General features: G+C 63.8%; 24 protein-coding genes. 17 read left to right on the forward strand and 7 right to left on the reverse strand.

Going from position 1 to position 24,810, the window contains the following annotated elements; genetic code table 11:
* The first annotated feature begins 236 nt into the window (after positions 1-236).
* Entirely contained in the window at positions 237-1,013 is a 777-nt protein-coding gene (locus BM045_RS17870) for a tetratricopeptide repeat protein (protein WP_170848577.1), read from the forward strand.
* A 94-nt stretch (positions 1,014-1,107) separates the two neighbouring features.
* Here the strand turns inward: BM045_RS17870 and xth are convergent, their stop codons facing one another.
* The 3 genes from xth to BM045_RS17885 all read right to left on the reverse strand — a co-directional run bounded on the left by xth (position 1,108) and on the right by BM045_RS17885 (position 3,505).
* On the reverse strand, positions 1,108-1,887 hold the full coding sequence (gene xth, locus BM045_RS17875) for an exodeoxyribonuclease III (protein WP_092185741.1): 780 nt from the start codon (positions 1,885-1,887) through the stop codon (positions 1,108-1,110).
* Positions 1,888-1,938: 51 nt separating this feature from the next.
* Positions 1,939-3,048, reverse strand: coding sequence for a serine hydrolase domain-containing protein (locus tag BM045_RS17880; protein WP_170848578.1), 1,110 nt, complete (start codon positions 3,046-3,048; stop codon positions 1,939-1,941).
* 106 nt (positions 3,049-3,154) lie between these two features.
* Positions 3,155-3,505 carry a HesB/IscA family protein gene (locus tag BM045_RS17885; protein ID WP_092185745.1) on the reverse strand — a complete coding sequence of 117 codons (351 nt, stop codon included), beginning with the start codon at positions 3,503-3,505 and terminating at the stop codon, positions 3,155-3,157.
* Positions 3,506-3,587: 82 nt separating this feature from the next.
* Between BM045_RS17885 and BM045_RS17890 the strand changes: the two genes are divergently transcribed.
* The 12 genes from BM045_RS17890 to BM045_RS17945 all read left to right on the forward strand — a co-directional run bounded on the left by BM045_RS17890 (position 3,588) and on the right by BM045_RS17945 (position 17,106).
* On the forward strand, positions 3,588-4,778 hold the full coding sequence (locus BM045_RS17890; RefSeq protein WP_092185747.1) for a deoxyguanosinetriphosphate triphosphohydrolase: 1,191 nt from the start codon (positions 3,588-3,590) through the stop codon (positions 4,776-4,778).
* A 30-nt stretch (positions 4,779-4,808) separates the two neighbouring features.
* Positions 4,809-6,554: an arginine--tRNA ligase gene (argS, locus tag BM045_RS17895; RefSeq protein WP_092185749.1), complete on the forward strand. Its 1,746-nt coding sequence runs from the start codon at positions 4,809-4,811 to the stop codon at positions 6,552-6,554.
* A 98-nt stretch (positions 6,555-6,652) separates the two neighbouring features.
* Positions 6,653-8,953, forward strand: coding sequence for an SPOR domain-containing protein (locus BM045_RS17900; RefSeq protein ID WP_170848579.1), 2,301 nt, complete (start codon positions 6,653-6,655; stop codon positions 8,951-8,953).
* A 178-nt stretch (positions 8,954-9,131) separates the two neighbouring features.
* The gene (locus BM045_RS19230) at positions 9,132-9,860 is read left to right on the forward strand and encodes a segregation and condensation protein A (RefSeq protein ID WP_244523060.1); all 729 of its coding nucleotides are present in this window, start codon (positions 9,132-9,134) and stop codon (positions 9,858-9,860) included.
* A complete protein-coding gene (gene scpB, locus BM045_RS17910; RefSeq protein ID WP_244523054.1) occupies positions 9,857-10,522 on the forward strand; it encodes an SMC-Scp complex subunit ScpB in 666 nt (221 codons plus the stop codon). Before BM045_RS19230 ends, scpB begins: the two co-directional genes overlap by 4 nt.
* Complete coding sequence (locus tag BM045_RS17915; RefSeq protein WP_244523055.1) at positions 10,515-11,597, forward strand: ABC transporter ATP-binding protein; 1,083 nt, start codon at positions 10,515-10,517, stop codon at positions 11,595-11,597. Before scpB ends, BM045_RS17915 begins: the two co-directional genes overlap by 8 nt.
* 61 nt (positions 11,598-11,658) lie before the next feature.
* Positions 11,659-11,871: a twin-arginine translocase TatA/TatE family subunit gene (tatA, locus tag BM045_RS17920; protein WP_092185757.1), complete on the forward strand. Its 213-nt coding sequence runs from the start codon at positions 11,659-11,661 to the stop codon at positions 11,869-11,871.
* Between the two features lie 40 nt (positions 11,872-11,911).
* Positions 11,912-12,622, forward strand: a complete 711-nt coding sequence (tatB, locus tag BM045_RS17925) for a Sec-independent protein translocase protein TatB (protein ID WP_092185759.1) — start codon at positions 11,912-11,914, stop codon at positions 12,620-12,622.
* Positions 12,623-12,624: 2 nt separating this feature from the next.
* The gene (gene tatC, locus BM045_RS17930; protein ID WP_092185761.1) at positions 12,625-13,446 is read left to right on the forward strand and encodes a twin-arginine translocase subunit TatC; all 822 of its coding nucleotides are present in this window, start codon (positions 12,625-12,627) and stop codon (positions 13,444-13,446) included.
* 127 nt (positions 13,447-13,573) lie between these two features.
* On the forward strand, positions 13,574-14,902 hold the full coding sequence (serS, locus tag BM045_RS17935) for a serine--tRNA ligase (RefSeq protein ID WP_092185763.1): 1,329 nt from the start codon (positions 13,574-13,576) through the stop codon (positions 14,900-14,902).
* Positions 14,902-15,669 (forward strand): 5'/3'-nucleotidase SurE, encoded by a 768-nt coding sequence (gene surE, locus BM045_RS17940; protein WP_092185765.1) that lies wholly within the window; start codon positions 14,902-14,904, stop codon positions 15,667-15,669. Before serS ends, surE begins: the two co-directional genes overlap by 1 nt.
* A gap of 138 nt (positions 15,670-15,807) precedes the next feature.
* Entirely contained in the window at positions 15,808-17,106 is a 1,299-nt protein-coding gene (locus tag BM045_RS17945) for a M23 family metallopeptidase (RefSeq protein ID WP_092185767.1), read from the forward strand.
* 55 nt (positions 17,107-17,161) lie between these two features.
* Here BM045_RS17945 and BM045_RS17950 read toward each other — a convergent pair whose 3' ends face one another.
* Positions 17,162-18,040: an ATP-binding protein gene (locus BM045_RS17950; RefSeq protein ID WP_244523056.1), complete on the reverse strand. Its 879-nt coding sequence runs from the start codon at positions 18,038-18,040 to the stop codon at positions 17,162-17,164.
* A 208-nt stretch (positions 18,041-18,248) separates the two neighbouring features.
* On the opposite strand from BM045_RS17950, the gene yajC reads away from it, so the two are divergent.
* The 4 genes from yajC to BM045_RS17970 all read left to right on the forward strand — a co-directional run bounded on the left by yajC (position 18,249) and on the right by BM045_RS17970 (position 22,460).
* Entirely contained in the window at positions 18,249-18,602 is a 354-nt protein-coding gene (yajC, locus tag BM045_RS17955; protein ID WP_092185771.1) for a preprotein translocase subunit YajC, read from the forward strand.
* 66 nt (positions 18,603-18,668) lie between these two features.
* Positions 18,669-21,215 carry a protein translocase subunit SecD gene (gene secD / locus BM045_RS17960; protein ID WP_092185796.1) on the forward strand — a complete coding sequence of 849 codons (2,547 nt, stop codon included), beginning with the start codon at positions 18,669-18,671 and terminating at the stop codon, positions 21,213-21,215.
* A 15-nt stretch (positions 21,216-21,230) separates the two neighbouring features.
* Positions 21,231-21,614 carry an Mth938-like domain-containing protein gene (locus tag BM045_RS17965; RefSeq protein ID WP_244523057.1) on the forward strand — a complete coding sequence of 128 codons (384 nt, stop codon included), beginning with the start codon at positions 21,231-21,233 and terminating at the stop codon, positions 21,612-21,614.
* A complete protein-coding gene (locus BM045_RS17970; protein WP_092185773.1) occupies positions 21,615-22,460 on the forward strand; it encodes a phytoene/squalene synthase family protein in 846 nt (281 codons plus the stop codon). It begins immediately after the preceding gene.
* Here BM045_RS17970 and trmFO read toward each other — a convergent pair.
* From trmFO to BM045_RS19015, 3 genes are all read right to left on the reverse strand, one after another.
* Positions 22,457-23,839 carry a methylenetetrahydrofolate--tRNA-(uracil(54)-C(5))-methyltransferase (FADH(2)-oxidizing) TrmFO gene (gene trmFO, locus BM045_RS17975; protein ID WP_092185775.1) on the reverse strand — a complete coding sequence of 461 codons (1,383 nt, stop codon included), beginning with the start codon at positions 23,837-23,839 and terminating at the stop codon, positions 22,457-22,459. The genes BM045_RS17970 and trmFO overlap by 4 nt on opposite strands.
* A 203-nt stretch (positions 23,840-24,042) precedes the next feature.
* On the reverse strand, positions 24,043-24,192 hold the full coding sequence (locus tag BM045_RS17980) for a DUF1127 domain-containing protein (RefSeq protein WP_074797262.1): 150 nt from the start codon (positions 24,190-24,192) through the stop codon (positions 24,043-24,045).
* A gap of 198 nt (positions 24,193-24,390) precedes the next feature.
* Positions 24,391-24,543, reverse strand: a complete 153-nt coding sequence (locus tag BM045_RS19015) for a hypothetical protein (protein WP_170848580.1) — start codon at positions 24,541-24,543, stop codon at positions 24,391-24,393.
* Positions 24,544-24,810: the final 267 nt, after the last annotated feature.

Here is a 24,810-nt window from a genome sequence, read left to right on the forward strand (position 1 = left end):
TCTCGTGCGGTGAGTTCCGATCTGACAATACCTCCGTGGCGCCATCTGCGCGGCGGAATCCGGTCACAAACGGAGTTTACCCAAAGATGGACAAAAGCTTTCCTGAGCATTGCGGCTCTGGGAAAGCTGCACAGACGATCATGGGGCCCGAACGGGCTCCGGAAACCAGGTTCGCCCGCAGCATGCGGGCACAAAGGAGCAAGATGCGGAGTTTTAGGGACCATTCCCTGATTTCCGTGACAACGGCAGTCATCCTGGCGCTCACCGCGTCGGCCCTGCCTGTGCACGCCCAGACGGCCGCCGATGCGGCCCTCAACATGGCCAATATGCTCGACGGGGCAGGCGGCGGTGTGTCTGGGGACGACTTGCTCTCCGCCCTCGAAGATGCGGCCGAAGCCGGCCAGCCCATGGCCATGTGGCAGCTCGGCACCATGTATGAAAACGGCGAAGGTGTGGACCGCGACCCTGCCAAGGCCTTCGGCTATTTCGCCCAGATCGCCAACCAGCATGCCGATGCCGCGCCCAAGGGCGTCGAAGCCGACATCGTTGCGCAGTCCTTCGTCAAGGTCGGCGAATATTACCGCGAAGGCCTGCCGGACGCCGGCATTCCGATCGATGCCGAACGCTCGCACGCCATGCTGCTGCATGCAGCAACCTATTTCGGCGATGCCGATGCGCAATATCGCGTTGGCCTGCTTTACATGAGCGACGACGGCCTCGGCCTGAACCCCTTGCAGAGCGCCCGCTGGTTCTCGCTGGCTGCCCGCAAGGGCCATTGCCCGGCCCAGGCCCAGCTCGGCACCATGCTGTTCAACGGCGTGGCCGGCATCGAAGCCCAGCCCGTGGAAGGCCTGATGTGGCTGGTGATCGCCCAGCAGCGCTGCGCCGCCACCGCCGACGCCGCCTGGATCACCGACGAGCTCAACACCGCCATCGCTGCGTCTGCGCCCGAGCAGCAGACCGAGGCTTATGCTTTGGCCGAGACCATAGCGCCGCAGTTCGCGGGCTTCTGAGCGTCCCGCAGGGCAAAACAGCCCAGTGGGCTGTTTTGAGCGAAGAAGGCCATGAGGCCTATGGCCGAATGGCGGGGCTCTTTCTACCGAAGCCCTAAAAACTAAACCGCCCCTCGACCGGCACATGGTCGCTCGGCTTGTCCCAGCCGCGCACATCCTTATGCACGGTGACATCCTCCAGCCGGTCCGCCGCCTGTGGCGACAGCAGCAGGTGATCGATGCGGATCCCCGCATTGCGCCGCCACGCTCCGGCCTGGAAATCCCAGAACGTATAGGCCGCTTCCGAGGTCGTCGCCCGCAGCGCATCGGTCAGCCCGAGATTGAGCAGCGTACGCCACCGCTCCTGGCTTTCGGGACGGAACAGCGCATCGCCCCACCAGGCGCTCGGGTCATGCGCATCGATCGGCGCCGGGATGATGTTGAAATCGCCCAGTAGAACAAACGGCTCCTCGAGCGCCAGCCGGCCCTCGACATAACTTTCCAGCCGCCGCATCCAGTTGAGCTTGTACGGGAATTTTTCCGTATCGACCGGATTACCGTTCGGCAGATAAATGCCGCACACCCGCACCGCGCCGCTTTCGGTGGAAAACACGCCCTCGATCAGCCGCGCCTGCTCGTCCGCATCATCGCCCGGCAGCCCGCGCGAGATTTCGTCAAACGGCAGCAGCGACAGGATGGCCACACCATTCCAGCTCTTTTGCCCATGCGTCTCGATATTGTAACCCAGCGCCTCGATCTCGGCCCGCGGAAAACCCTCGTCGACCGTCTTGATCTCCTGTAGCACGACAATGTCCGGCTTTTCCTGCGCCAGCCAGGCCACCAGCAGCTCGATGCGGGCCTTGATGCCATTGATGTTCCAGGTTGCGATACGCATGCTCAGACTCTCCGTTGCCGGCAAGCTAACGCCCGGCCGGGCAGGGGGCAACTAAAGCGCGGCATAAATCGCGTCGCGCACCTGGGCCACATAGGCGCCGTCCGAACCCTCGAGCCCTGTATTGCTCATCGAGACCACGGTGAGCTGGTTCACCGGATCGACAAACCAGTTGTGCCCATAAATCCCGCCCCAGCGATTGGTCCCGCGCGGTGCCGGTGTGCCAGCCAGCGCCGGATCGTCGATCCAAGCGCCGAAATAGCTGAACTGCCAGCCCGGCCCCTGCGCATGCGGCAACTGGCTCGTCTGGTTGTCCATGCCCCGCGCTAGCGTCTCGGGCTTCAGCAATCCACCCGTCCGCAGCGCCTCCAGCAGCGCCATGAAATCCCCGCCGGTCCCGGCCATGCCGCCACCACCCGCCTGGAACGCCTTGGCATCGAAAATCCGGCCGGGGTCGTAAGTTGTCACCCCGCCAAAGTCATTGGGCACGCTATGCGGATCGCCCATCAGCACTGCGCCCTCCGCCCCGTCGGCATATGCCGCCGCCAGCCGCGACAAATCCGTCACCCCGAACCGGCTATCCACCATACCCAACGGACCGGTCACATATTTCCGGATCGCATCCTCGGGCTGACCACCCACCAGCTTTCCGGCAATCACCGCCAGCACATCCAGCCCCGGCCCATAGGCCCAGCCCGTACCCGGTGTAAACAGCAGCGGCAGACCCGCCAGCCGTGTCATGATCTCGTCAGCTCCCAGATGCCAGCGATTGACCCCCGCCGCCTGCTCGGCCGCCGTGAGCGTCGAAGCACTGCTCAACCCCGAGGTATGCGTCAGCAACTGATGCACCGTGATCTCCGGCACCGTCCCATCCGCCAGCCTCGGCCTGAACTCCGGCAGATAATCCGTGACCGGCGCATCCAGCGCCATCTTGCCCGCATCGACCAGCGCCAGCACCGTCGCCGCGACGATCGGCTTGGTCAGCGACGACAGCCGGAAAATCGCATCCAGCGCCATCGGACGGCCCGCCTCGCGATCCGCCAACCCATGCGCCTTCTCATAAAGCGCTCGCCCATTCCGCCGCACCAGCAGCACCGCGCCGACAATCCGCCGTTCCGCGACCGCCTTGCCCACCACCGCGTCGAGCCGATGCTGCAAGTCCATATGATTCCTCCCAGAATAGGCGTCGACTATCCCCCGCCGTGTCGCCCGCCACAAACAAAAATCCCCGCTTGCGCGGGGATCATTCATTCAGTGCTATCGGATAGACTCAGACCGCAAAGCTCGTCCCGCAGCCACACGACGCCACGGCATTCGGATTCTTGATCTGGAACGCCTGGCCGATCAGGTCGTCGACGAAGTCGATCTCCGCCCCGCCCATGAATTCGAGCGACATCGAGTCGATGAGAACCGTTGCCTCGCCCTTGCTCAGAACGATATCGTCGCTGGCCGGCTTTTCCTGTACGAGATTGTATTCATACTGGAATCCCGAACAGCCGCCGCCGGCCACCGAAATGCGCAACACCGTGCCTTCCGGTTCTTTCGACAGGATGCGCGCCACGCGTTTGGCGGCGCGGTCAGTGAGCACGACTTCGGGGGAGGCAAGGGCGGTAGCGGTCATAATAGGTCCACGCCGTAATGTCATAACGGTCAGGCTAAAATAGTAACTCTCGACCCAAATGAAAAGGGCTTAAGTATCACCGATGAGCGAGACCGCTCCCTATGCCAGCAAGCCCGAGCTTTCCCTCGGTCGCCTGCATTCAACCGGCCCCAGCCCGACTCGATCCGAATTCCAGCGCGACCGCGACCGCATCATCCATTCCACCGCATTTCGCCGCCTGCAGCACAAGACCCAGGTGTTCCCTCAGCACAGCGGCCATTTCCGCAACCGGCTGACCCATACGCTGGAAGTCAGCCAGATGGCCCGCTCCATGGCCCGCGCCCTGCGGCTCGACGAAGATCTCGCTGAAGCGGTCGCCCTGAGCCACGATCTCGGCCACACCCCCTTCGGCCACGCCGGCGAGCGCGCGCTGCACACCGCCATGCAGCCCTATGGCGGCTTCGACCACAACATCCAGGCCATGCGTGTCGTGACGCGGCTGGAAAACCGCTATGCCGAGCATGACGGGCTCAACCTCACCTGGGAAACGCTGGAAGGCATTCTCAAGCACAATGGCCCGCTGCTGAACCCGGACGGCACCCCCTACGGCAAATATGCCCACGAAGGCCTGCCTGCCGGCCTCGACGACATTCCCGCCGCAGCCGACCTGCGACTCTCAAGCTTTGCCTCGCTCGAAGCCCAGACCGCCGCCATTGCCGATGACGTCGCCTACAATGCCCATGACATCGACGATGCCCTGCGCGCCGGCCTGATCGTGCTCGACGACATGGTCGACGTGCCGCTGGCCGGTCCCATCGTCCGCGAAGTGCTCGAGCGCTATCCCAACATCGCCCCCAAGCGGCAGGCTCATGAAGTGCAGCGGCGCCTCATTACCTCCAGCATCGAGGATGTGATCCGCACCACGGCAGCAAACATCCTGCAAAGTGCAATAAAAACACCTGCAAACGTGCGCGATGCCGGTAGAATGCTTGTGACTTTCTCGCCGGAAACGGCCGAGGCCGAAAAGGGCCTCAAGGCCTTCCTGTTCCAGCGCGTGTACCGCCATGAGACCGTCATGGTCCCCGTGCGCCAGAGCGAAACCATCGTCACCGATCTCTTCGCCCGCTACATGACAACCCGCGATCTGCCGGGCCGTTGGCACGGCTATGCTGCTGATGCCGCCGATGAAAATGCATTGGCCCGCGTCGTTGCCGATTTCATCGCCGGCATGACCGATCCTTATGCCCTCGACGAGTATGCCCGGCTGTTTGACGCTCGACCGGATTTCCGTTAACCCCGGCGCACTTCAATAGTCAGGTCTATCATGGACGTTTTTGCCCTCTTCTCCGCGCGCATTGCCAATGCGATGCAGGTTCTCTTCCCCGAAGCCGGTGCCGATCTCATCGCCCGCATCGTGGTCGAGCCGCCGCGCGACGCGTCCCATGGCGACCTCTCGACCAATGCCGCGATGATCGTCGCCAAGCCGCTGGGAAAAAATCCGCGCGACGTGGCCAATGCCCTGGTGGAACATTTCAAGCATGACGAGGACGTCGTCTCGGTGGAGGTAGCCGGTCCCGGCTTCATCAACTTCCGTCTCACCGCGCCGGTCTGGCATCAGGTGCTGAAGTCGATCACCGAGCAGGGCAAGGATTTCGGCCGCTCGACGCTGGGTGGCGGCGAAGCGGTCAATATCGAATATGTCTCGGCCAATCCGACCGGTCCGATGCATGTCGGCCATACCCGCGGCGCCGTCTTCGGCGATACGCTGGCGGCGCTGATGGCCTATTCCGGCTATGAAGTGACGCGCGAATATTACATCAATGACGCTGGCAGCCAGATCGATACCCTGGCCAATTCCAGCTTCCTGCGCTACCGCGAAGCCCTCGGCGAAACCATCGAAATCCCCTCGGGCTTCTATCCCGGCGATTACCTGATCCCGGTCGGCCAGGCGCTCAAGGCCGAGTTCGGCGACAGCCTTCTCGCCATGCCCGAAGCCGAGCGCACGCCCCTTGTGAAGGATCGTGTGCTCGCCGCCATGCTGGAACTGATCAAGGCCGATCTTGCCCTGCTCGGCATCCATCACGACGTGTTCTTCTCCGAGCGCACGCTGCACGGGCAGGGGGGCGATATCCAGCTCACTCTCGACTGGCTGCGCGAAAAGGGCATGGTCTACGAGGGCCGCCTCGAAGCCCCCAAGGGCAAGACGCCCGAGGATTGGGAAGACCGCGAGCAGACCCTGTTCCGCGCCAGCGACTGGGGCGACGATACCGATCGCGCCCTGATCAAGTCCGACGGCTCCTACACCTATTTTGCCGCCGACATCGCCTATCACCGCAACAAGTTCCTGCGTGGCTTCAAGCATATGATCAACGTGCTCGGCGCCGATCACTCGGGCTACGTGAAGCGCCTGCAGGCGGCCACCAAGGCCGTCTCGCTCAATGCCGCCGACATGGACGTCCGCATCTGCCAGCTGGTCCGCCTGCTTAAGAATGGCGAGCCGTTCAAGATGTCCAAGCGCTCCGGCGATCTGGTCACCCTGGCCGATGTCGTCGAAGAAGTCGGCGCCGATGCCACCCGCTTCATGCTGATGTATCGGCGCAATGATGCGGCGATGGATTTCGATTTTGCCGTGGTCAAGGAGCAGACCAAGGACAATCCGGTCTTTTACGTCCAGTACGCCCATGCCCGCACGCATTCGATCTTCAAGACCGCAGCGCGTGACCTGCCGGGCCTCGATATTTCCCCGGCCGCGCTGGCCGGAGCCGAGATCGAACGCATCATGACGCCGGCCGAACTCGACCTCGTTCGCGTGCTCGCCGCCTTCCCCCGCACCGTCACGGCAGCAGCGATTGCGCATGAACCGCACCGCATTGCCTTCTATGCCCATGAGCTCGCTGCGGCCTTCCACGGCTTCTGGGCCAAGGGCAAGGATGACCCGCAGTTACGATTTGTTAACCTTGACGACCCAAAGCTCACTTTGGCTCGACTCGCGCTCGTCGATTCCGTGCGTCAGGTTATCGCCAACGCTCTAGCAATTCTGGGCGTCTCCGCCCCCGAGGAGCTTTCATAATTCGGGCGCAATACTGTGATGACTCCCGGCACAATGCCCCCGCATGGGCGCCGAAGTCGTAACCGAAAGGGCGCTGCTCTATGACAGCGAAGCAACCGATGGCCGGACAATCTGATGCCTCGGATGACCTGATTGCCGAACTGGCCAAGCTCATGGCGCAAGATGCCCGGGGCGACAAGCCGGCCGAGCCGTCCAGCCCGCTTTCGCCTATCCGCATTCCCGGCGGCGACATCAGTGCGCCGCCCCCACCGCGTTTCGACTTCGGGCGTTCCTCGCCTGTGCCGGCTGCCGTGGTTCAGGACAAGCCGGCGCCAGTGCCCGCCGCACCGGCCAGCGTGGCCGCTGCGCCCGACGAAGTGGAACCCTTCCGTTTCGATTTTGGCCTGGTCTCGCCCAAAGCGCCGGAACCCACGCCGAGGCGCGAAGAGCCAGTGCACACGCCGGTTGCCGGGCCATCCTCGCCGGTCAATCGCGCACCCGATCCCGGCTTTACTCCTGTCGATCACGACAGCATTGCCGATCTGATCGCCGCCGAACTGGCCGGTGGCCAGAGCGACGCCGATGAGCATCAGGCCGAGGCAGTGCCGGTCGCCCCCGCGCCGCAGCCCGAACCTGCGCCCGTCATTGCCGAGCAGCGTCCCGCGCCGCAGCCGTCCAGCAATTGGGCGCCGACCGCCGTAGCGGCAAGCCTTGGCGCTGCCCAGCGCCCGGCCCAGCCCGCAATGCGCCCGCTCAACCTGCAGCCGGCCCAGCGCCCTGAGCAGGACCGTTTCAAGGTCGCGCCGGTGTTTGGTCTCGGCTCCGGCCAGGCCGAGCCTTCCGTGGCCCCGGTCGTCAGCGCGCCCGTCGTGGCTGCGCCGGTCCAGGCTGCACCGACACGTTCCGAACCCACCTTGGACTGGCGCCAGCCAGCCGCGCAGTCCGACCCTTCCGTCCGCGATGATGATATCGGCCGCGATCCGATCGACGAAATCGAAAGCCTGATCGGCCGCGCCGTGCGGGTCGATCTTGATCGCCAGGTTCAGCCTGCCTTCGAAAACCAAAAGCCTGTGAGCCCGGCGCCGTCCCTGCGCAGCCTGGCAACGCCGGTCCTGCCCACGCCATCCGCGGCACCCCCGCCGTCGCCGCGCAGCCTTTCCGGTGCCGACGAAGCCATTTTGGCGGCCGCTGAAGCCGCAGGCGTCAATATCGGCTGGGTCGATAATCCCGAAGTGGTCGAGCAAGAGCCTGTCGCGCCTCGCCATCGCCGCGCCCCGCGCGTTGCCGGCATGACTCGCGCTCTGGCTGGCCCGCTTGTGGCCGTCACCCTGCTGCTGGCCGCCGGTTTTGGTCTCTATTGGGTGCTCGGCCTTGGCCGCGAGCCCGGTCCGGCGCCGCTGCTCACTGCCGATGCCAGCCCGACCAAGGAAACTCCGGTGGTCGATCCCGAAGCCGCGCCGGCCCAGTCCGTCGTCTTCAACGAGATCGATGGCGTCGTGCCCGGCGCCGAGGAACAGCTTGTGTCTCGCGATCAGGCGGATGTCAGCGAAGTCACCCAGGTGCCTGCCGCCGTCGAGACCAGTGAAGAAGGCCTCGCCAACCGCCGGGTCCGCACTGTGACGGTCCGCCCCGATGGGACCATCGTTAGCGGCGAAGACAGCGTTGCCGGCAGCAATATCCTGCCGGTCGCCCGCCCCAATGTGCCCGCCGTGCCCGGCGCTGAAACCGCCAGCGAGGAACTGCTCGCCAGCGCCCAGCCGGCTGCGCCCACATCCACGGCAACGACGCCCCTTGCTGCGGCGACACCGACGCCGGCCACCGCTGCTGTCCCCGAGCCGACGACTCCAGCCGTGACGCCGGTCAGCGCCGGCGAAACTGTGCCGGCCGTCGATCTCTCCGGGAATCCGCTGGCCGGCAAGACTACCGTCATTCCGCGCACCCGTCCGGCCGGTCTGTCCGGTCCCGGCATTGCCTCGGTCAGCGCTGCGGCATCGCCGGTCAATGCCGTCGTCTCTTCGGGCAGCGCCTCCGGCAACATGCTGCCGCCGCCGCCAACCAATAGCGCCTTCGGCAACACCACGTCGGCCGCTGCCGCGCCGGCCCAGACTGCCGCCGCTCCGGCTGCACAGCCATCCGCACCGCTGGCCCAGCCGGTCGAAGTGGAAGCGCTCGGCAATACTGCCCCAGCCTATGTCCAGCTCGCCTCGCAGCGCAGCGAGGCCGAGGCCCGCAGCACGGCCCAATCCATGGTCACCCGCTTCGGTCCGCTGTTCAACGGCGCAAACCTGGAAGTCCAGCGCGTCGATCTGGGCGAGCGCGGCATCTACTATCGCGTCCGCGTCCCGGCCAATTCCATGCAGGATGCCAATGGCATCTGCACCAATGTCAAAGCCGCCGGCGGCGACTGCTTCACCATGTAAGGCGCGCCGGTCCTTATGGACCGGTGCACATCGTCACGCCGCGCTCTGCCATGCTTGACGCTGGCCGACCCAGCCGCCAAGGATGGCGCGATATCTTCAGCTGCGCGGCACTTCCATCATGACCACAGCCCAGACCGACTGGTTTGACACGCCGGCACCCGCGCCGGCCGAAGAGGTCATGCATGTCGACGTGGAAGGCTATGAAGGCCCGCTCGACCTGCTGCTGGATCTGGCCCGCCGGCAAAAGGTCGATCTGGCCGCCATTTCTGTCCTGGCTTTGGCCGAGCAATATCTTGCCTTCATCGAAACCGTGCGCGAGAAGCGCATCGAAGTGGCTGCCGACTATCTGGTGATGGCCGCCTGGCTGGCCTATCTCAAGAGCCGTCTGATGGTGCCCCAGGCGCCATCCGATGACGAGCCTTCGGGCGAAATGCTCGCCGCCATGCTGCAATTCCGCCTCAAGCGGCTCGAAGCCATGCGCAAGGCCGCCAATCAGCTGATGCACCGGCCACGGCTCGGCCATCAGGTGTTTGCCCGCGGCATGCCCGAGCCGATCGAGGTCAATCGCCACAATCTCTGGGAAGCCTCGCTCTACGATCTGCTGAAGGCCTATGCCGGCCAGCGCGAGCGCGGCGTCAGCGAGGACTATTCGCCGATCCAGCGCACCGTCTGGTCGCTGCAGGAGGCGCGCGATATCCTCCAGCGCCTGATCGGTGATAGTTTTGAATGGGTGCCGATGGATGCCTACCTGTCCGACTATCTGGCCAACCCGGCCGAACGGGCCACGGTGCGCGCCTCGAGCTTCGCCTCGAGCCTCGAACTGGTGCGCCTCGGCCAGATCGATTTGCGCCAGACCGAGACCTTCGGTCCGCTGTTGATGCGTCGTCACAAGGCGAAAACGCCGTGACCGAGGAAATTTCTGAAGCCAGTGAGATAGTTGAGCGCAACTTGCGGGTGCTCGAAGCCCTGCTTTTTGCCTCAAGTGAGCCCCTCGATGCTAACAGTCTGTTAGCGTATGTGGACCAGGGAGCGAAGATTGGTGACCTGCTGCTAACGCTCCAGGCGCGCTATGCGGGCAGGGGCGTCAACCTCGTCCGCCGTGGCGACAAATGGGCCTTCCGCACCGCCGAAGACCTTGAGTTCCTGCTGCGCCGCGAGGAACACGACACCCGCCCGCTCTCCCGCGCCGCGCTCGAAACCCTTTCGATCATCGCCTATCACCAGCCAGCCACCCGCGCCGAAATCGAAGAGGTCCGCGGCGTCGCCACCGGCAAGGGCACGCTGGATCTCCTCATGGAAGCCGGCTGGATCCGCATGCGCGGCCGCCGCAGAACCCCAGGCCGGCCAGTCACTTACGGCACCACCGACGCCTTCCTCGACCACTTCGGCCTCGAGTCACTCGGTGACTTGCCGGGCCTCGACGAGCTCAAGGGCTCCGGCTTGCTCTCCGGCCGCCTGCCGGCCAATTTGCAGATCCCGTTGCCCTTCGACGGCACAGCCCCGCGCGACGATGAAGACCCGCTCGACCCCGATGACCTCGGCGGTGAAGAGGAAAATACCGATGACTGACTGGGGTTTGCGCGGCACCACCGGCGTCAGCTTCGCCGCCACCCTCGACTTCGACGCCGTTGAGGTCCGGCTCGGGGGCAGGGTGGTGCTCAACAATTTGACCCTGAGCCTTAAACCCGGCGAGATCGTCTGCCTGCTCGGCGAGTCGGGCTCCGGCAAGTCCACCGCCCTCCGCGTCGCTGCTGGCGTCCAGCCAGTCCATGCCGGCGCCGTCCGCATCAATGGCGAAACCGTCTCCGCGCCCGGCCTCACCACGCCACCCGACCGGCGCGGTATCGGCCTGATGTTCCAGGATTTTGCGCTCTTCCCGCACCTTACCGTGCTCAGGAATGTCCTGTTCGGCCTGCGGGGCCTGGGCCGCGCCGATGCCCTAGCACAAGCCCGCGCCGCCCTCAAACGTGTCGGCCTGGCCGACCGCGAAGCCGACTATCCGCATATGCTGTCCGGTGGCCAGCAGCAGCGCCTGGCCCTAGCCCGCAGCGTCGCCCCGCGCCCCGGCGTGCTGCTGCTCGACGAACCCTTCTCCAGCCTCGATGCCCGCATGCGCGAAAGCGTCCGCGAGGAAACCCTTGCCGTGCTTAGAGAAACCCATGTCACCAGCCTGATGGTGACGCATGACCCCGAAGAGGCCATGCTGCTCAGCGATCGCGTCGCTCTGCTGCGCCAGGGCCGCATCGCCCAGATCGGCACGCCGGCCGAAATTTACCGCAACCCGATCGATCTCAATGCGGCCCGCTTCTTCTCGCCGCTCAGCGAAGTGGAAACCGTGGTCTCATCGGCTTTTGCATCGACGCCGCTGGGCCCGATCGCCACGCCCGGTCTTGCCGATGGCGCGGCCGTCACCGTGGCCATCCGCCCCGCCGGCGGCGCCCGCATGGCGCTGTCCGGTCCAGGCACGCCGGGCCGCATTGTCGGCAAGCGCGGTGCCATCGGCGTGGACATCTGCGAGGTGTCGGTCGATGGTCTCGATGCGCCGCTCGGCCTGCGCCAGCCCTCGAATTCCGCGCTCAGCGTGGGACAAGATGTCTTCGTGACGCTGGACCCCGAGCACGTTCTTGTGTTTGCGCGCGATTGACCCTATTTCTGACCCATCTTTCGCGTGTAACGCGTTCTGAAGACTACCATGGAGTTCAAAAATGCACGCGCCAGGAATTTGGGGCATTCTCGTCGTCGCAGTCGTCGTCATCCTGCTGTTTGGTCGCGGCAAGATTTCCGGTGTGATGGGCGAAGTTGCCACGGGCATCAAGGCCTTCCAGAAGGGCATGAAGGACGACGACAAGCCGGTGGAACGCGTTGCGACCACGGCTGATGGCGACGTCGTGCGCGAGACCGAGAAGAAAGACGTCTAAGGACGTTTTCTCCAGCGGCTGTGCTTTGAAGGAATAGACTATGCTCGGCTTGGGCTGGACAGAAATGCTGGTGATCGGCGTTGTTGCGCTGATCGTCATCGGGCCGAAAGACCTGCCCGTGGTGATGAACCGCGTCGGCAAGATCATCGGCCAGATCCGGCGCATGGGCAGCGAGTTCCAGCGCGAGATCAACAAGACCACCGGTCTTGATGAAGTGCGCAACCTGCGCAATTCGATCACCGCGCCGCTCAAGAAAACCAGCGACGAAATCCGTCGCGAATTCAATGCCATGACCCCAACCGGCCCCAAGCCGAGCGGGATCATCAAGCCGACCGACCCGGCCAAGGAAAGCGTCGTCGACGCGATCAAGTCGCAGGCTGGCATGACCCCGGCCAAGTCGGCCGATGAAGTCGCTGCCGAAGCCGGCTTCAAGCCGCCCGCTCCGGCGCCCGTGGCGTCCAAGGCCACGACACCGGTGAAGGGCGCGACCAAGCCGAAGGCTCCGGCTCGCGCCAAGGCTGCGCCGACATCGCCTGTGATCAAGACCGACCTCGCGCCGCTCGACGCCGTACCGGCACCGGCTGAAGCCCAGCCGATCGCCAAGCCTGCTGCCAAGCCGCGCTCCGAAAAGGTCGTTGCGCCCAAGCCTGTGCGGGCGCTGCCGACCGAACCCGCGGATTCGCCGGCCACGAAGACACCCAAGGCGCGTGCGCCGCGCAAGACTGCTGCCGCCAAGGCCGGGGATATTTGACCATGGCCGAGGCCAAGCAGATCGAAGACAAAACTAAGCCCGTCGACGACGAACTCGCCGGCAGCGAAGCTCCGCTGCTCGAGCACTTGGTCGAACTGCGCAAGCGGCTGATCTATTCGGCAGTGACCATCGTCGCGCTGATGGCCTTCTGCTTCATTTTCGCCAGCACCATCTATGACTGGCTGCTGATGCCCTATCGCAGTGCTGCGCCGGGCACCAACCTGATCTTCACGGCTCCGCAGGAGCTGTTCTTCACCTATCTCAACGTGGCTTTCTTCGGTGCCATCTTCCTCGGCTTCCCGATGATCGCCGCCCAGATCTACATGTTCGTGGCACCTGGCCTCTATAAGCACGAGCGCAAGGCCTTTTTGCCCTATCTCGTGGCCACGCCAATCTTCTTTGCGGCGGGCGCAGCGCTGGTCTATTTCATCGTCCTGCCCATGGCGCTGCACTTCTTTGCCGGCATGCAGACCGACGACATCGAAATGCTGGTCAGCGTCAGCGAATATCTCGGCTTTGCCATGGTGCTGATCCTGGCCTTCGGCATCTGCTTCCAGCTGCCGGTCATCTTGACGCTTTTAGCCCAGATCGACCTCGTGCATGTCGATACGCTGAAGAAAGGCCGCCGCTATGCCATCGTCGGTATCCTGATCTTTGCCGCCTTCATCACGCCGCCCGATCCGATCTCCCAGATCGGTCTTGCTGTGCCCATGTACCTGCTCTACGAACTTTCGATCATGTCCGTGCGGATGATCGAAAAGCGCCGGGCCGCGGCCCTGGCGGCGCAGGAAGCCGAGCTCACCGGCTCTTCATCATCCGAGTAAGCCTCTCCCGTTTTCGGGCGAGGTGACGGCGGCGGCTTGCTCCGCCCGCTCTTGGTTCGACAGGCTGACCATGAGTGCTGACCAGCCTGTGCCAATGAGAGAGGCGGGCAGCGTCCCGTAGCAAGTGATGTTCGATATCAAGTGGATCAGAGCCAATGCCGAAGCCTTCGATGCGGCCGTGTCGCGGCGCAAGGGGATTTCGCTGCGCTCCTCCGATCTACTGGCCATCGACGATCGCCGCCGCGAGATCATTGCCAAGCTGAACGACGCCCAGGAGAAGCGCAATGCGCTCTCCAAGCAGATCGGCCAGGCCAAGGCGCAGAAGGACGAGGCCAAGGCCGCCGAGCTGATGGCCGAAGTTGCGAGCCTCAAGGAATTCATCCCGCAGGGCGAAGCCGACGAGCGCGCGATTGAGCTCGAGCTGCGCAGTGCGCTGTCGGTCATCCCGAACTTGGTGTTCGAGGACGTGCCCGATGGCAGTGACGAGAGCGGCAATGTCGAATATTTCGGCCGCAACGGCACCGCGGAAACCGCCGCCCAGGCGCGTGCCCCCAAGCCCAGCCTGTCGTTTGCGCCCAAGGAGCATTACGAAATCGGCGAGTCCATGGGGCAGATGGATTTCGAAACGGCCGCCAAACTCTCCGGCAGTCGCTTCGTCGTGCTGAAGGGCCAGGTGGCTCGTCTCGAGCGCGCGCTCGGCCAGTTCATGCTGGACGTGCACACCGCCGAGCATGGCTATCTCGAAGTGCAGCCGCCGCTGCTGGTGCGCGACGAGGCGCTGTTCGGCACCAACCAATTGCCGAAGTTCGAGGACGACCTGTTCTTCACGCCACATGGCGACAGCCGTCTGGCGCTGATCCCCACGGCCGAAGTGCCGCTGACCAATATGGTGCGCGAGTCGCTGCTGTCCGAGGAAGAGCTGCCGCTGCGCCTCACCGCGCTGACGCCGTGCTTCCGCTCGGAAGCCGGTTCTGCCGGTCGCGACACCCGTGGCATGCTGCGCCAGCATCAGTTCAACAAGGTGGAAATGGTGTCGATCACCACGCCCGAAACCTCGGTGGACGAGCATGAGCGCATGCTCGCCTGCGCCGAGGCCGTGCTGCAGAAGCTCGACCTGCACTATCGCGTGATGAATCTCTGCACCGGCGACATCGGCTTTGGGGCGAAGAAGACCTATGACCTCGAAGTCTGGCTTCCCGGCCAGGACACCTATCGCGAAATCTCCTCGGTCTCGGTCTGCGGTGACTTCCAGGCCCGCCGCATGGATGCCCGCTATCGTCCCGCTGGCGAAAAGCAGGCGCCGCGCTTCGTTCATACGCTGAACGGCTCCGGCACGGCCGTCGGCCGTTGCCTGATCGCGGTGATGGAAAACTACCAGCAGGAAGATGGCTCCATCGCCATTCCCACCGTGCTGCAGCCCTATATGGGCGGGTTGACGTCGATCGGCGCCCGTTGATGGGCCTGCGCATCCTCATCACCAATGACGATGGTGTGGATGCGCCCGGCATCGCCATCATGGCCGATATCGCGCGCGCCATGAGCGATGACGTCTGGATCGTCGCGCCCGACGGCAACCAGTCGGGGGCAGGGCACCGCTTTACCCTCGGCCGCGAACTGCATTTCGACCGGCGCGATGACCGCACCTTTGCCGTGGTCGGCGGCTCGCCCGCCGATTGCGTCGTCGCCGGCATGACCCATCTGCTCGGCGACAAGCCGGCCGATGTGGTGCTGTCGGGCGTCAATGCCGGGCAAAACCTAGGTGATATCATCAATGCCTCTGGCACGGCAGCCGGTGCCCGCGAAGGCGCGCTGCAGGGCGCTATCGGCATCGCTATGAGCCAGGGCATCAATTATGAGCATGGCCGTGAGGTGAATTGGGACAATTCCATTCGCCATGGTGCTGCGGTTGCCCGCGCCATCATCGCTGGCGCCGAGGGTCGCGAGCACTATTACAATGTCAATTTCCCCTTCTGCGACCCAGACCTGACCAAGGGCATCGCCGTGGTGCCGCACCAGCGCTTCTCGCGCTCGCCGTTCCGCTATTATCCGAGCGACAATGCCGGCAAGTTCTTCATCGCCATTCCGGAAACCCCGATGCCACTCGATAGCGAGGCTGATTTCGAGGTGATGCGGCGGGATGGGTTCGTTACGGTGACCCCGATGCGGCTGCAGCAGACGGACGAGGCCGTGGTGGAGCGACTGAAGGGCACGCTGTCGCTCTAGAACGCTGCGCCTCTTAACCTTACCCAATGCAGAATCCTGCCGTCACGATTTTGCTCAAATCGCATCGGCCTTAAACTCGTCTTTACCTTACCCGCCCATATTCAAACTCGTGTTGAGTACCTGCGTACGAGTAAGCTGATGAGTATCCGCGTATCCCGCCGGGCGCCCAAAGGTGCCGTTGCAATGACCGGTCTGGTGATTGCCGCTGTTGCCCTGTCTGGGTGTTCCAGCCTCGGCAGTCGTACCTTCGATTCAACGACCACCAGCGCCGTTCCGACCCGTTCTCCAAATAGCTATAGCCAGCCGATGCCGTCCAATCTGGGCGGCCCGCAGACCATGGTTGCCGAGAGCCAGTTCGTGCCACCCGCCAATGTCGGCGGCGGCTGGAACAGCCAGCCCCAACAAGTGTGGAACCAGCCGACCCAGGCGCAGCCTGCCTGGAACCAGCCGGCGCAGACCGGCTATATCGCGCCCATGGCGTCCGTTTCGACGGCGGCCCTGCCGCCCGTCCAGTCCCAAGACCTTCCTGTACTGAGTAACCAGTCTTCCCAGGGAACCCTGACCGCCATGCAAGCACAGCCCGCATTCGCTTCGGCCGCTCCGATGCCATCCCCCGCCGTTCTCGGCAGCCTGCCCACCAATAGTGCGGTACCCTCGCTCGCTTCGGCGGCGCCTGCTGCCACCGGTGGCCAGTTCACCCACACCATTGCCAGCGGCGAGTCGCTCTATACCATTGCCCGTCGCTATGAAGTGACGACCCAGGCGCTGGTCCAGGCCAATGGCCTTTCCTCGCCGGACAAGATCGTCGTCGGCCAGAAGGTCATCATTCCGGGCCGCGCCGATCTGCTCGCCACCAAGGCACCTGTCCAGGTCGCCAGCACCGCGCCAATGGCCGCTCCGGCCCCCGCCCAGCAGACCCTCCCGCAGGCTGCCCCCAATGCTCTACAGGCCGCAACGCCCGTGCTCGGCGCGCCGGCCAAGCCGCTGGTCGCGCCAACCCAGGCCGCTCCGGTGCAGGCTGCGCCGGCACAGGTCGCCAGTGTGCCGGCTGCCGAGCCCGCCATGTCGGGCAGTGACAAGTTCCGTTGGCCCGCCAGCGGTCGCGTACTCGTCGATTTCGCCTCGTCCAAGGGCACTGGCATCAATATCGAAGTGCCGGAAGGCTCGTCCGTCAAGGCCGCTGAAAACGGTACCGTGATCTATGTCGGCTCGGGCGTCGAAGGCTATGGCAATCTCGTGCTGATCCGTCACCCCAACGGCTATGTCTCGGCCTATGCGCATCTGCAGTCGATGAGCGTCGCCAAGGGTGCCGTGGTGACCCGCGGCGACTCGATCGGCGCCGCCGGCATGACCGGCTCGGTGACCAAGCCGCAGCTGCACTTCGAACTGCGCAAGGGCGCGACCCCAGTCGATCCGGTGCCGCTGCTGGCGAGCTAATCGAAGTCAGAATTTGAAAAGGGCCCCCACCACGGTGGGGGCCCTTTTTGTTTGTCTAGACCGGCTTGCCCATTTCGCCAGCCAGGGTGCGGACCAGCTGGATGGCAACGCGGCCAGAGCGGGCGCCGCGGGTGGCCGACCATTCGATCGCCCGGGCCTTGAGGGTCTCGTCGTCAATATCGAGCCCATAGTGATCGGCGTAGGTTCTCACCATGGTGAGGAAGGTCGGCTGGTCGCAATTATGGAAACCCAGCCACAGCCCGAAGCGGTCAGACAGCGAGACCTTTTCCTCGACCGCTTCGCCCGGATTGATCGCCGTCGAGCGCTCGTTCTCGATCATGTCGCGCGGCATCAGGTGGCGGCGGTTGGAGGTCGCATAGAACAGCACATTCTCCGGCCGGCCTTCGAGGCCGCCGTCCAGGATGGTCTTGAGCGACTTGTAGCTGGTCTCGCCATTGTCAAAGCTTAGGTCGTCGCAGAAGATGATGAAGCGCGCACTCTCATGGCCGATGCGGCGCATCAGGGCAGGGAGGGTGTCGAGATCTTCCCGGGCGATCTCGATCAGCACCAGCCGCTTGAAGCCTTCATCGCCACGCGCGGCGATGTCGCCATGAATGGCTTTCACCAGCGATGACTTGCCCATGCCGCGGGCGCCCCACAGCAGTGCATTGTTGGCGCCATGGCCGCGGGCGAACTGTTCGGTGTTGCGCAGCAGGATATCCTGCAGGGAGTCGATGCCCTTGAGCATGGCCAGCGGCACGCGGCTCACCTGCGGTACCGCGATCAAAACCCCGGCATCGCCATCCCAGTGATAGGCATCGGCCGAACCGAGCACATTCGCCGCCTCCGAATCCCCCGGCGCCAAGCTGTTGAGCGAGCGCACGATTTCGCCCAGTGCTGCAGCAATTTCGGCGAGGTATTGTTTGCTCTTCAAGGCTGGATTTCCTGTGCTCTGCGCGGCAATTTGCGGCCCCTTGAATGCCTTTGCAATCGCAGGGGTGCAACTGTATAGTCCGGCCGATTTTGTGCGGGGTGCAAGTGCAACAAGCCCCATATGCGTCCAGTCGCGTCGCAGGTCGATGCCGGGTCCGGACGCCGTCCCTCCAAAAGCCAGAAGAAAAAACGATTAGGAGCCTCGCTATATGTTCGTAACGCCCGCTTTTGCCCAGGCAGCCGGTGCTGCTGCCCCCGCCGGTGGCATGCAGGATATCTTCATCCAGCTCATGCCGATCCTGCTGCTGGTAGTGATCTTCTGGTTCCTCATCTTCCGCCCGCAGCAGAAGCGCCTGAAGGCCCAGCAGGCCATGCTCGGCGCGATCAAGCGCGGTGACACCGTGGTGACCACCGGCGGCATCGTCGGCAAGGTGACCAAGGCCGTTGATGGCGAAGATCTCGAAGTCGAAATCGCCACCGGCGTCAAGGTCAAGCTGGTGCGCGGCATGGTGGCGGATGTTCGCTCCAAGGGCGAACCGGTCAACGACAACAAGCCTGCCTAAGCGCAGCTCTTCGCCTGCCGCCGGCGCCCCAGGGCGCCGGTTTTCTGCTTTCAGGACATGACTTCCATGCAGTCTTCGCCGATCCGTACCGCCATCATTGCCATTGTCGCCATTCTGGGCGTGCTGTTTGCCGTTCCGAGCTTCCTGCCGGACAATGTGCGCGACGCCTGGCCCAGTTTCCTGCCCAAGCAGACTGTGGTGCTCGGTCTCGATCTGCAGGGCGGCTCGCACCTGCTGCTGCAGGTCAATGAGAGCGGTATCGTTACGGAACGCCTGCAGACGCTGCGCCGCGATGTGCGCAATACGCTGGCCAACCAGAACGGCATCGGCAACCTGATTTCGACCGACGAGGCGACCCGCACGCTCACCATCGAGTTGACGGATCCGACCCAGCTGGACGCAGCTCGCACCGCCATCCAGGCGCTGCAGAACACCATCAGCAATTCCATGCTGGCGGTTGGTGGCGTCAACGAGCTGGCCTTTGGCGATACCACGGACGGCAAGCTGACCGTGACGCTGACCGAAGAGGGTGTTACCGAACGCACCTCGGCGCTGGTGGCGCAGTCCATCGAAGTCATCCGCAAGCGCGTCGACGAACTGGGCACCACCGAACCTTCCATTCAGCGCCAGGGCACCAATCGCGTGCTGGTGCAGGTTCCCGGCTTTGGCGATAGCCAGCGCCTCAAGGACATCATTTCCCGCACCGCCCGCCTGACCTTCCACATGGTCTATCCCGGCATGACGGCTACCCAGGCTGAGGCCCAGGGCCTGCCGGCTGGCACCATGATCCTGCCGAGCAATGATGGCGGCAGCGAACTGCTTTATGAAGATATCGCGCTCGGCGGCGAGTCCCTGGTCGATGCCCAGCCCAGCTATGACCAGCAGCGCGCCATGCCGGTGGTCAGCTTCAAGTTCGACACCCGCGGTGCCATCACCTTCGCCGATATCACCGGCAAGAATGTCGGCAAGCGCTTTGCCATCGTGCTTGACAACCAGGTCATCACGGCTCCGGTCATCCAGCAGCCGATCACCGGCGGCTCGGGCCAGATCAGCGGTAGCTTCACCACGGCCACGGCCAATGACCTTGCCGTGCTGCTGCGCGCCGGCGCCCTGCCGGCTTCGCTCGATGTGGTCGAAGAACGCACCGTCGATGCCAGCCTTGGCGCCGACTCGATCCAGCACGGCCTGACCGCCGGCGTGATCGCCGCCGTTCTGGTGGTCGCCTTCATGGTTGCCGCCTATGGGCTGTGGGGCGTTTTCGCCAACGTCTCGCTTATCCTCAACATCGTCCTGATCTTTGCTGCGCTCTCCATGCTCGGTGCGACGCTGACCCTGCCGGGTATCGCCGGTATCGTCCTGACCATCGGCATGGCCGTGGACGCCAACGTTCTGATCTACGAACGCATGCGCGAAGAGCAGCGGGCGGGCAAATCGCCGATCCAGGCCATCAATGCCGGTTTCGAGCGCGCCTGGGGCACCATCGTTGACTCGCACCTGACCCAGCTAATCGCGGCCATCGTGCTGTATTTCATGGGCTCCGGTCCGGTGCAGGGCTTTGCCGTGACGCTGGCGCTCGGCATTCTGACCTCGCTGTTCACCTCCTACACGGTCACCTCCTATCAGGTGCAGACCTGGTATCGCCGTGTCCGTCCGAAGACGCTGAAGATCCAGCATTTCCGCTTTGTGCCCGACGGGACCAATATCCCGTTCATGAAAATCTCGCGCTATGTGATCGCCTTCTCGATTATCGCCAGCGTAGCCTCCATCGGTTCGGCCTATTTCAAGGGCTTCAACCTCGGCATCGACTTCGTCGGTGGTACCGCCATTGTCATCCAGCATGACGGCGGCCCGGCCGATGTCGGCCAGGTCCGCGAAGTGCTCGACGGGCTCAACCTGGGCGAAGTCCAGGTGCAGGGCTTTGGTACGCCGGAAGACGTGCTGGTCCGCGTGCAGGCGCAGGAGGGCGGCCAGGACGCCGACCAGGTTGCCGTGCGCTCGATCACCGAGGCGCTGGCGGGCGATAACTATACCGTCCGCAGCACCGAGGCGGTGAGCGGTACCGTCTCGAGCGAACTGGCCTGGAAGGGCACGATCGCCGTCATCATCGCGTTGGCGGCCATCCTGATCTACATCTGGTTCCGCTTCGAATGGCAGTTCGCTTTGGCGGCAGTCACGACGACGACGCACGATATCATCATGACCATCGGCCTGTTCTCGATAACCGGGCTGGAGTTCAACCTGACCTCCATCGCGGCCGTTTTGACGCTGGTGGGTCTCAGTTTGAACGAGACCGTGGTGGTGTCCGATCGTATCCGTGAAAATTTGCGCAAGCATCGCAAGATGCCGCTGCCGGAACTGATCGATCTGTCGATCAACCAGACCATCGTCCGCACTACGATCACCCAGTTCACCGTCTTCCTGGCGCTGATTCCGCTGGTCATCTGGGGCGGCGAAGTGATCCGCAGCTTCACCATCGCCATGACCTTCGGCTGCCTGGTCGGCATGTATTCCTCGATCATCGTCAACGGCCCGATCCTGATCAACTTTGGACTCAAGCAGAAGGTCGAAGACGACAAGCCGGTTGCCAAGGCGGCAGACGGTGCCTCCGTCTAGGACGGAGGCCCATCGGTGAGCGAGTTCAAGCACCTGCCGACGCAGGTTGGCATCGACGCCTATGGCAATGGCGGTTTCCGCTTTGCCGGCATGTCGCATCGCGGCGGGCTGCTTTGCCTGCCGAGCGGCATGAGCGCCTGGCCGGTGGCCACCACGGCCGAGATCACGCTGGAGTCCCTGACTTCGGTTTTGGCCGAAGCCGAGGATATCGACGTACTGCTGATCGGCGTTGGGCCTGACATTGCCGCGATCCCCCGCGAGCTCCGCGAGGCCCTGCGCGAGCGCAAGGTGATTGTCGAAGCGGTCAATACCGGCAGCGCCATCCGCACCTATAATGTGCTGCTGGCTGAGGAACGGGCGGTTGCCGCCGCCCTGATCGCCGTCGACAAGGTGCGCTGAATGGCGACGGAGAGTTTCGTCCATGCCGCCGACGCCTTGCGCAAGCAGGATCGCGACAGGTACCTCACGACGCTGGTGCTGACCGGCGCCGAGCGTGACGCGGTGACGGCGCTTTATGCCTTCAACGCCGATGTGGCCTCGATTCGCGAGAGGGTGTCCGATCCGGCACCGGGCGAAATCCGGCTACAATGGTGGAGCGACGCGCTCGACGGCGAGGGCCATGGCGTGGTGCGGCAGAACCCGGTGGCCGATGCGCTGCTCGACACCATTGCCCGCTACAATATTCCAGCCGGAACGCTGCTGCGGCTGATCGGGGCGCGGCGCTTCGATCTCTATGACGACCCGATGACGGACCTCGACACCTTCGAAGGCTATGCCGGCGAGACGGTATCGACGCTGTATCAGCTGGCGGCCATGGTGCTCAATGGTGGCGAGACCATCGAGACCGGCGATGCAGCCGGCCATCTCGGCGTGGCCCATGCGCTGATCGGGCATTTGCGGGCGTTTGGCTATGTGTCATCACAGGGCCGCATCATGCTGCCGTGGTCGATCTTCGAGGCCAATGGCGTGCGCGAGGGCGAGATCTTTGCCCGGACCGAGAGCGAAGGCCTGCATGAGGCGCTGGGGCAGTTGAGCGAGATTGCAGCGGACCATCTGCAAAAGGCGGAGACGGCCATTGCGCTGCTGCCATCAAAACTGAAACCCGCCTTTGCCGCCATTGCCATTCTGAAGCCCCAGCTTGCCGCCCTCAACCGCCGCGCCAATGCGTTTGCGCCAGCCAGCGATGAGGCTGACTGGCGCAAGATAACACGGCTGATGTGGTGGGGGATAAGCCGGGGGCGCTAGCCCCATGTTTCCAGATCCACCAGCGCCCGCGAGGTGATCGCCCGGCGCTTGGCCTGGGTCTTTTCCGTGCCGCGCCAGCGACCGGCGCCTTCGGGTTTGACGATTTCCACCTCGGGGAACAGGCCGAAATTCACATTCATCGGCTGGAAGCTGCGCGCGCCGCTATAGCCTTCGGCCTCCATATGGCCGCCGGTGATATGCGCCACCAAAGCGCCGAGCGCCGTGGTGATCGGCGGCATGGCCATGCTCTCGCCGCGCGCATCGGCAGCAGCCAGACGGCCGGTGATCAGGCCACAGGCGGCGCTTTCGACATAGCCTTCCACCCCGGTGACCTGACCGGCAAAGCGAATGCGCGGATCGGCCTTGAGCCTCAGGTCGGGCCCCAGCACCTTTGGCGAATTGAGGAAAGTGTTGCGGTGCAAGCCGCCGAGGCGGGCGAATTGTGCATTTTCCAGCCCCGGGATCATGCGGAAAATATCAGCCTGGATGCCGTAACGCATCTTGGTCTGGAAGCCGACCATGTTCCACAGCGTGCCCAGCGCATTGTCCTGCCGCAGCTGGACGATGGCATAGCATTTTACGGTCGGGTTGCGCGGATTGGTCAGGCCAACCGGCTTCATCGGCCCGTGGCGCAAGGTTTCGACGCCACGTTCGGCCATCACTTCGATCGGCAGGCAGCCGTCGAAATAGGGCACATGTTCCCAGTCCTTGAATTCGTGCAGCGGCGCGGTCTTCAGCGCCTCGACGAAGGCAAAATACTGGTCCTTGTCCATCGGGCAGTTGAGATAGTCGGCGCCGGTGCCGCCGGGACCGGCCTTGTCATAGCGCGACTGCGCCCAGACAATGTCCATGTCGATACTGTCCTTGTGGACGATCGGGGCAATGGCATCGAAAAAGGCCAGCGAATCTTCGCCGGTCTTGGCGAGGATTGCTTCTGCCAGGGCCGGGGAGGTCAGCGGCCCAGAGGCGATGATGACATTCTTCCAGTCCTCGGGCGGCCAGCCGGCGATCTCTTCGCGTAGCACGGTGATATTGGCATGGTTGTGGATGGCGCGGGTGACTTCGTCGGAAAAGCCATGCCGATCGACGGCCAAGGCGCCACCGGCGGGCAGCTTGTGCAGGTCGGCGGCGCGCATGATGATCGAGCCGCGGCGGCGCATTTCCTCATGCAGCAGGCCAACGGCGTTCTGCTCGTGGTCGTCGGAGCGGAAGCTGTTGGAGCAGACCAGCTCGGCGAAGCTGTCGGTGCTATGCGCATCGGTGGCGCGCACGCCGCGCATTTCGTGGACGATGACAGTCGCGCCAGCTTCAGCGGCCTGCCATGCGGCTTCGGAGCCGGCGAGACCGCCGCCAATGATATGAATGGGTTCGTTTTGCATGGCGAGGCTTTAGCAAGCGCCACGAGAGGGCGCAACTGAACTGGTGGCTCAGGCTAGCATGCCGGGAGGTTGCGGGGACAAGTGCCGAAGTTGTCGGCAGGATCAGCGCCTGTGCAACGCTTGGGCAGAATAACAAAACAGCCGCATCTCAGAGAGAAGCGGCTGTTCGGTTTGGGTCGTCGGTAAGTTCAGTCGAGCAGAACTTAGAGACCAGCAGCATGATCGCGGGCAATGCGATTGATGTCGGTGCGCGAAATGCCCAGGTCGTTGAGCTGGCGATTGTCGAGAGCGGCGAGCTCACGAACGGTCTGCTGGTAGGCGGCCCACTTCTTGAAAGTCTTGCGGATGTCCATTTGAATTCTCCTTTTCGTTTACAAGGATGTATTTAGAGCAGTGCCTGCCGAATGAGCACTGGGTCATTGGTCAAATGGGTCATGCGTTTTTTGCAGGGCTTGACCGGGTGATGGTTCATGAGCGGTTAAGCATTGCGGCGCCGCCGTGGCCAGGCAGTGACCACGCCGGGGCAGGGTGCGACAGCTGGGCGCAGGCGCTCAGCGATCGAACAGCGATTTGGTCATTTTGGAGAAGTCAGGGCCGCTAAGCCCCAGCAGGTCTGCGTCACGGGAGGATGGGACCTCCATTTCGCGCAGGGTTTGCTTCACATCGACGAGGCGCTTGATACGCCAGACGGCACGTACAAACATTGTCGTACTCCATGCAGGCTATGAGCTAAGACTGGAAGATGAGCTGATTTGGCCCGTCTCGCCATGGCCGAAATCTCAGGCGCTTTATGCGCATGGCGCATGGCAAATTCATGATCCAGTCGCATTTGGACGTGCGAAAGCGCCGCCTGTGGTGCGGTTATCGACTAGAAAGGCGGATCCCGAGACGGCTTTCGCCTCTGAGGGATTTAGTATGTGAGACGATTACCGCCTCGGGACGTCCGGTTTTATGAACCGCGTCAGGCGGCC

The sequence above is a fragment of the Devosia sp. YR412 genome (assembly GCF_900110945.1).
Taxonomy (GTDB): Bacteria; Pseudomonadota; Alphaproteobacteria; order Rhizobiales; family Devosiaceae; genus Devosia.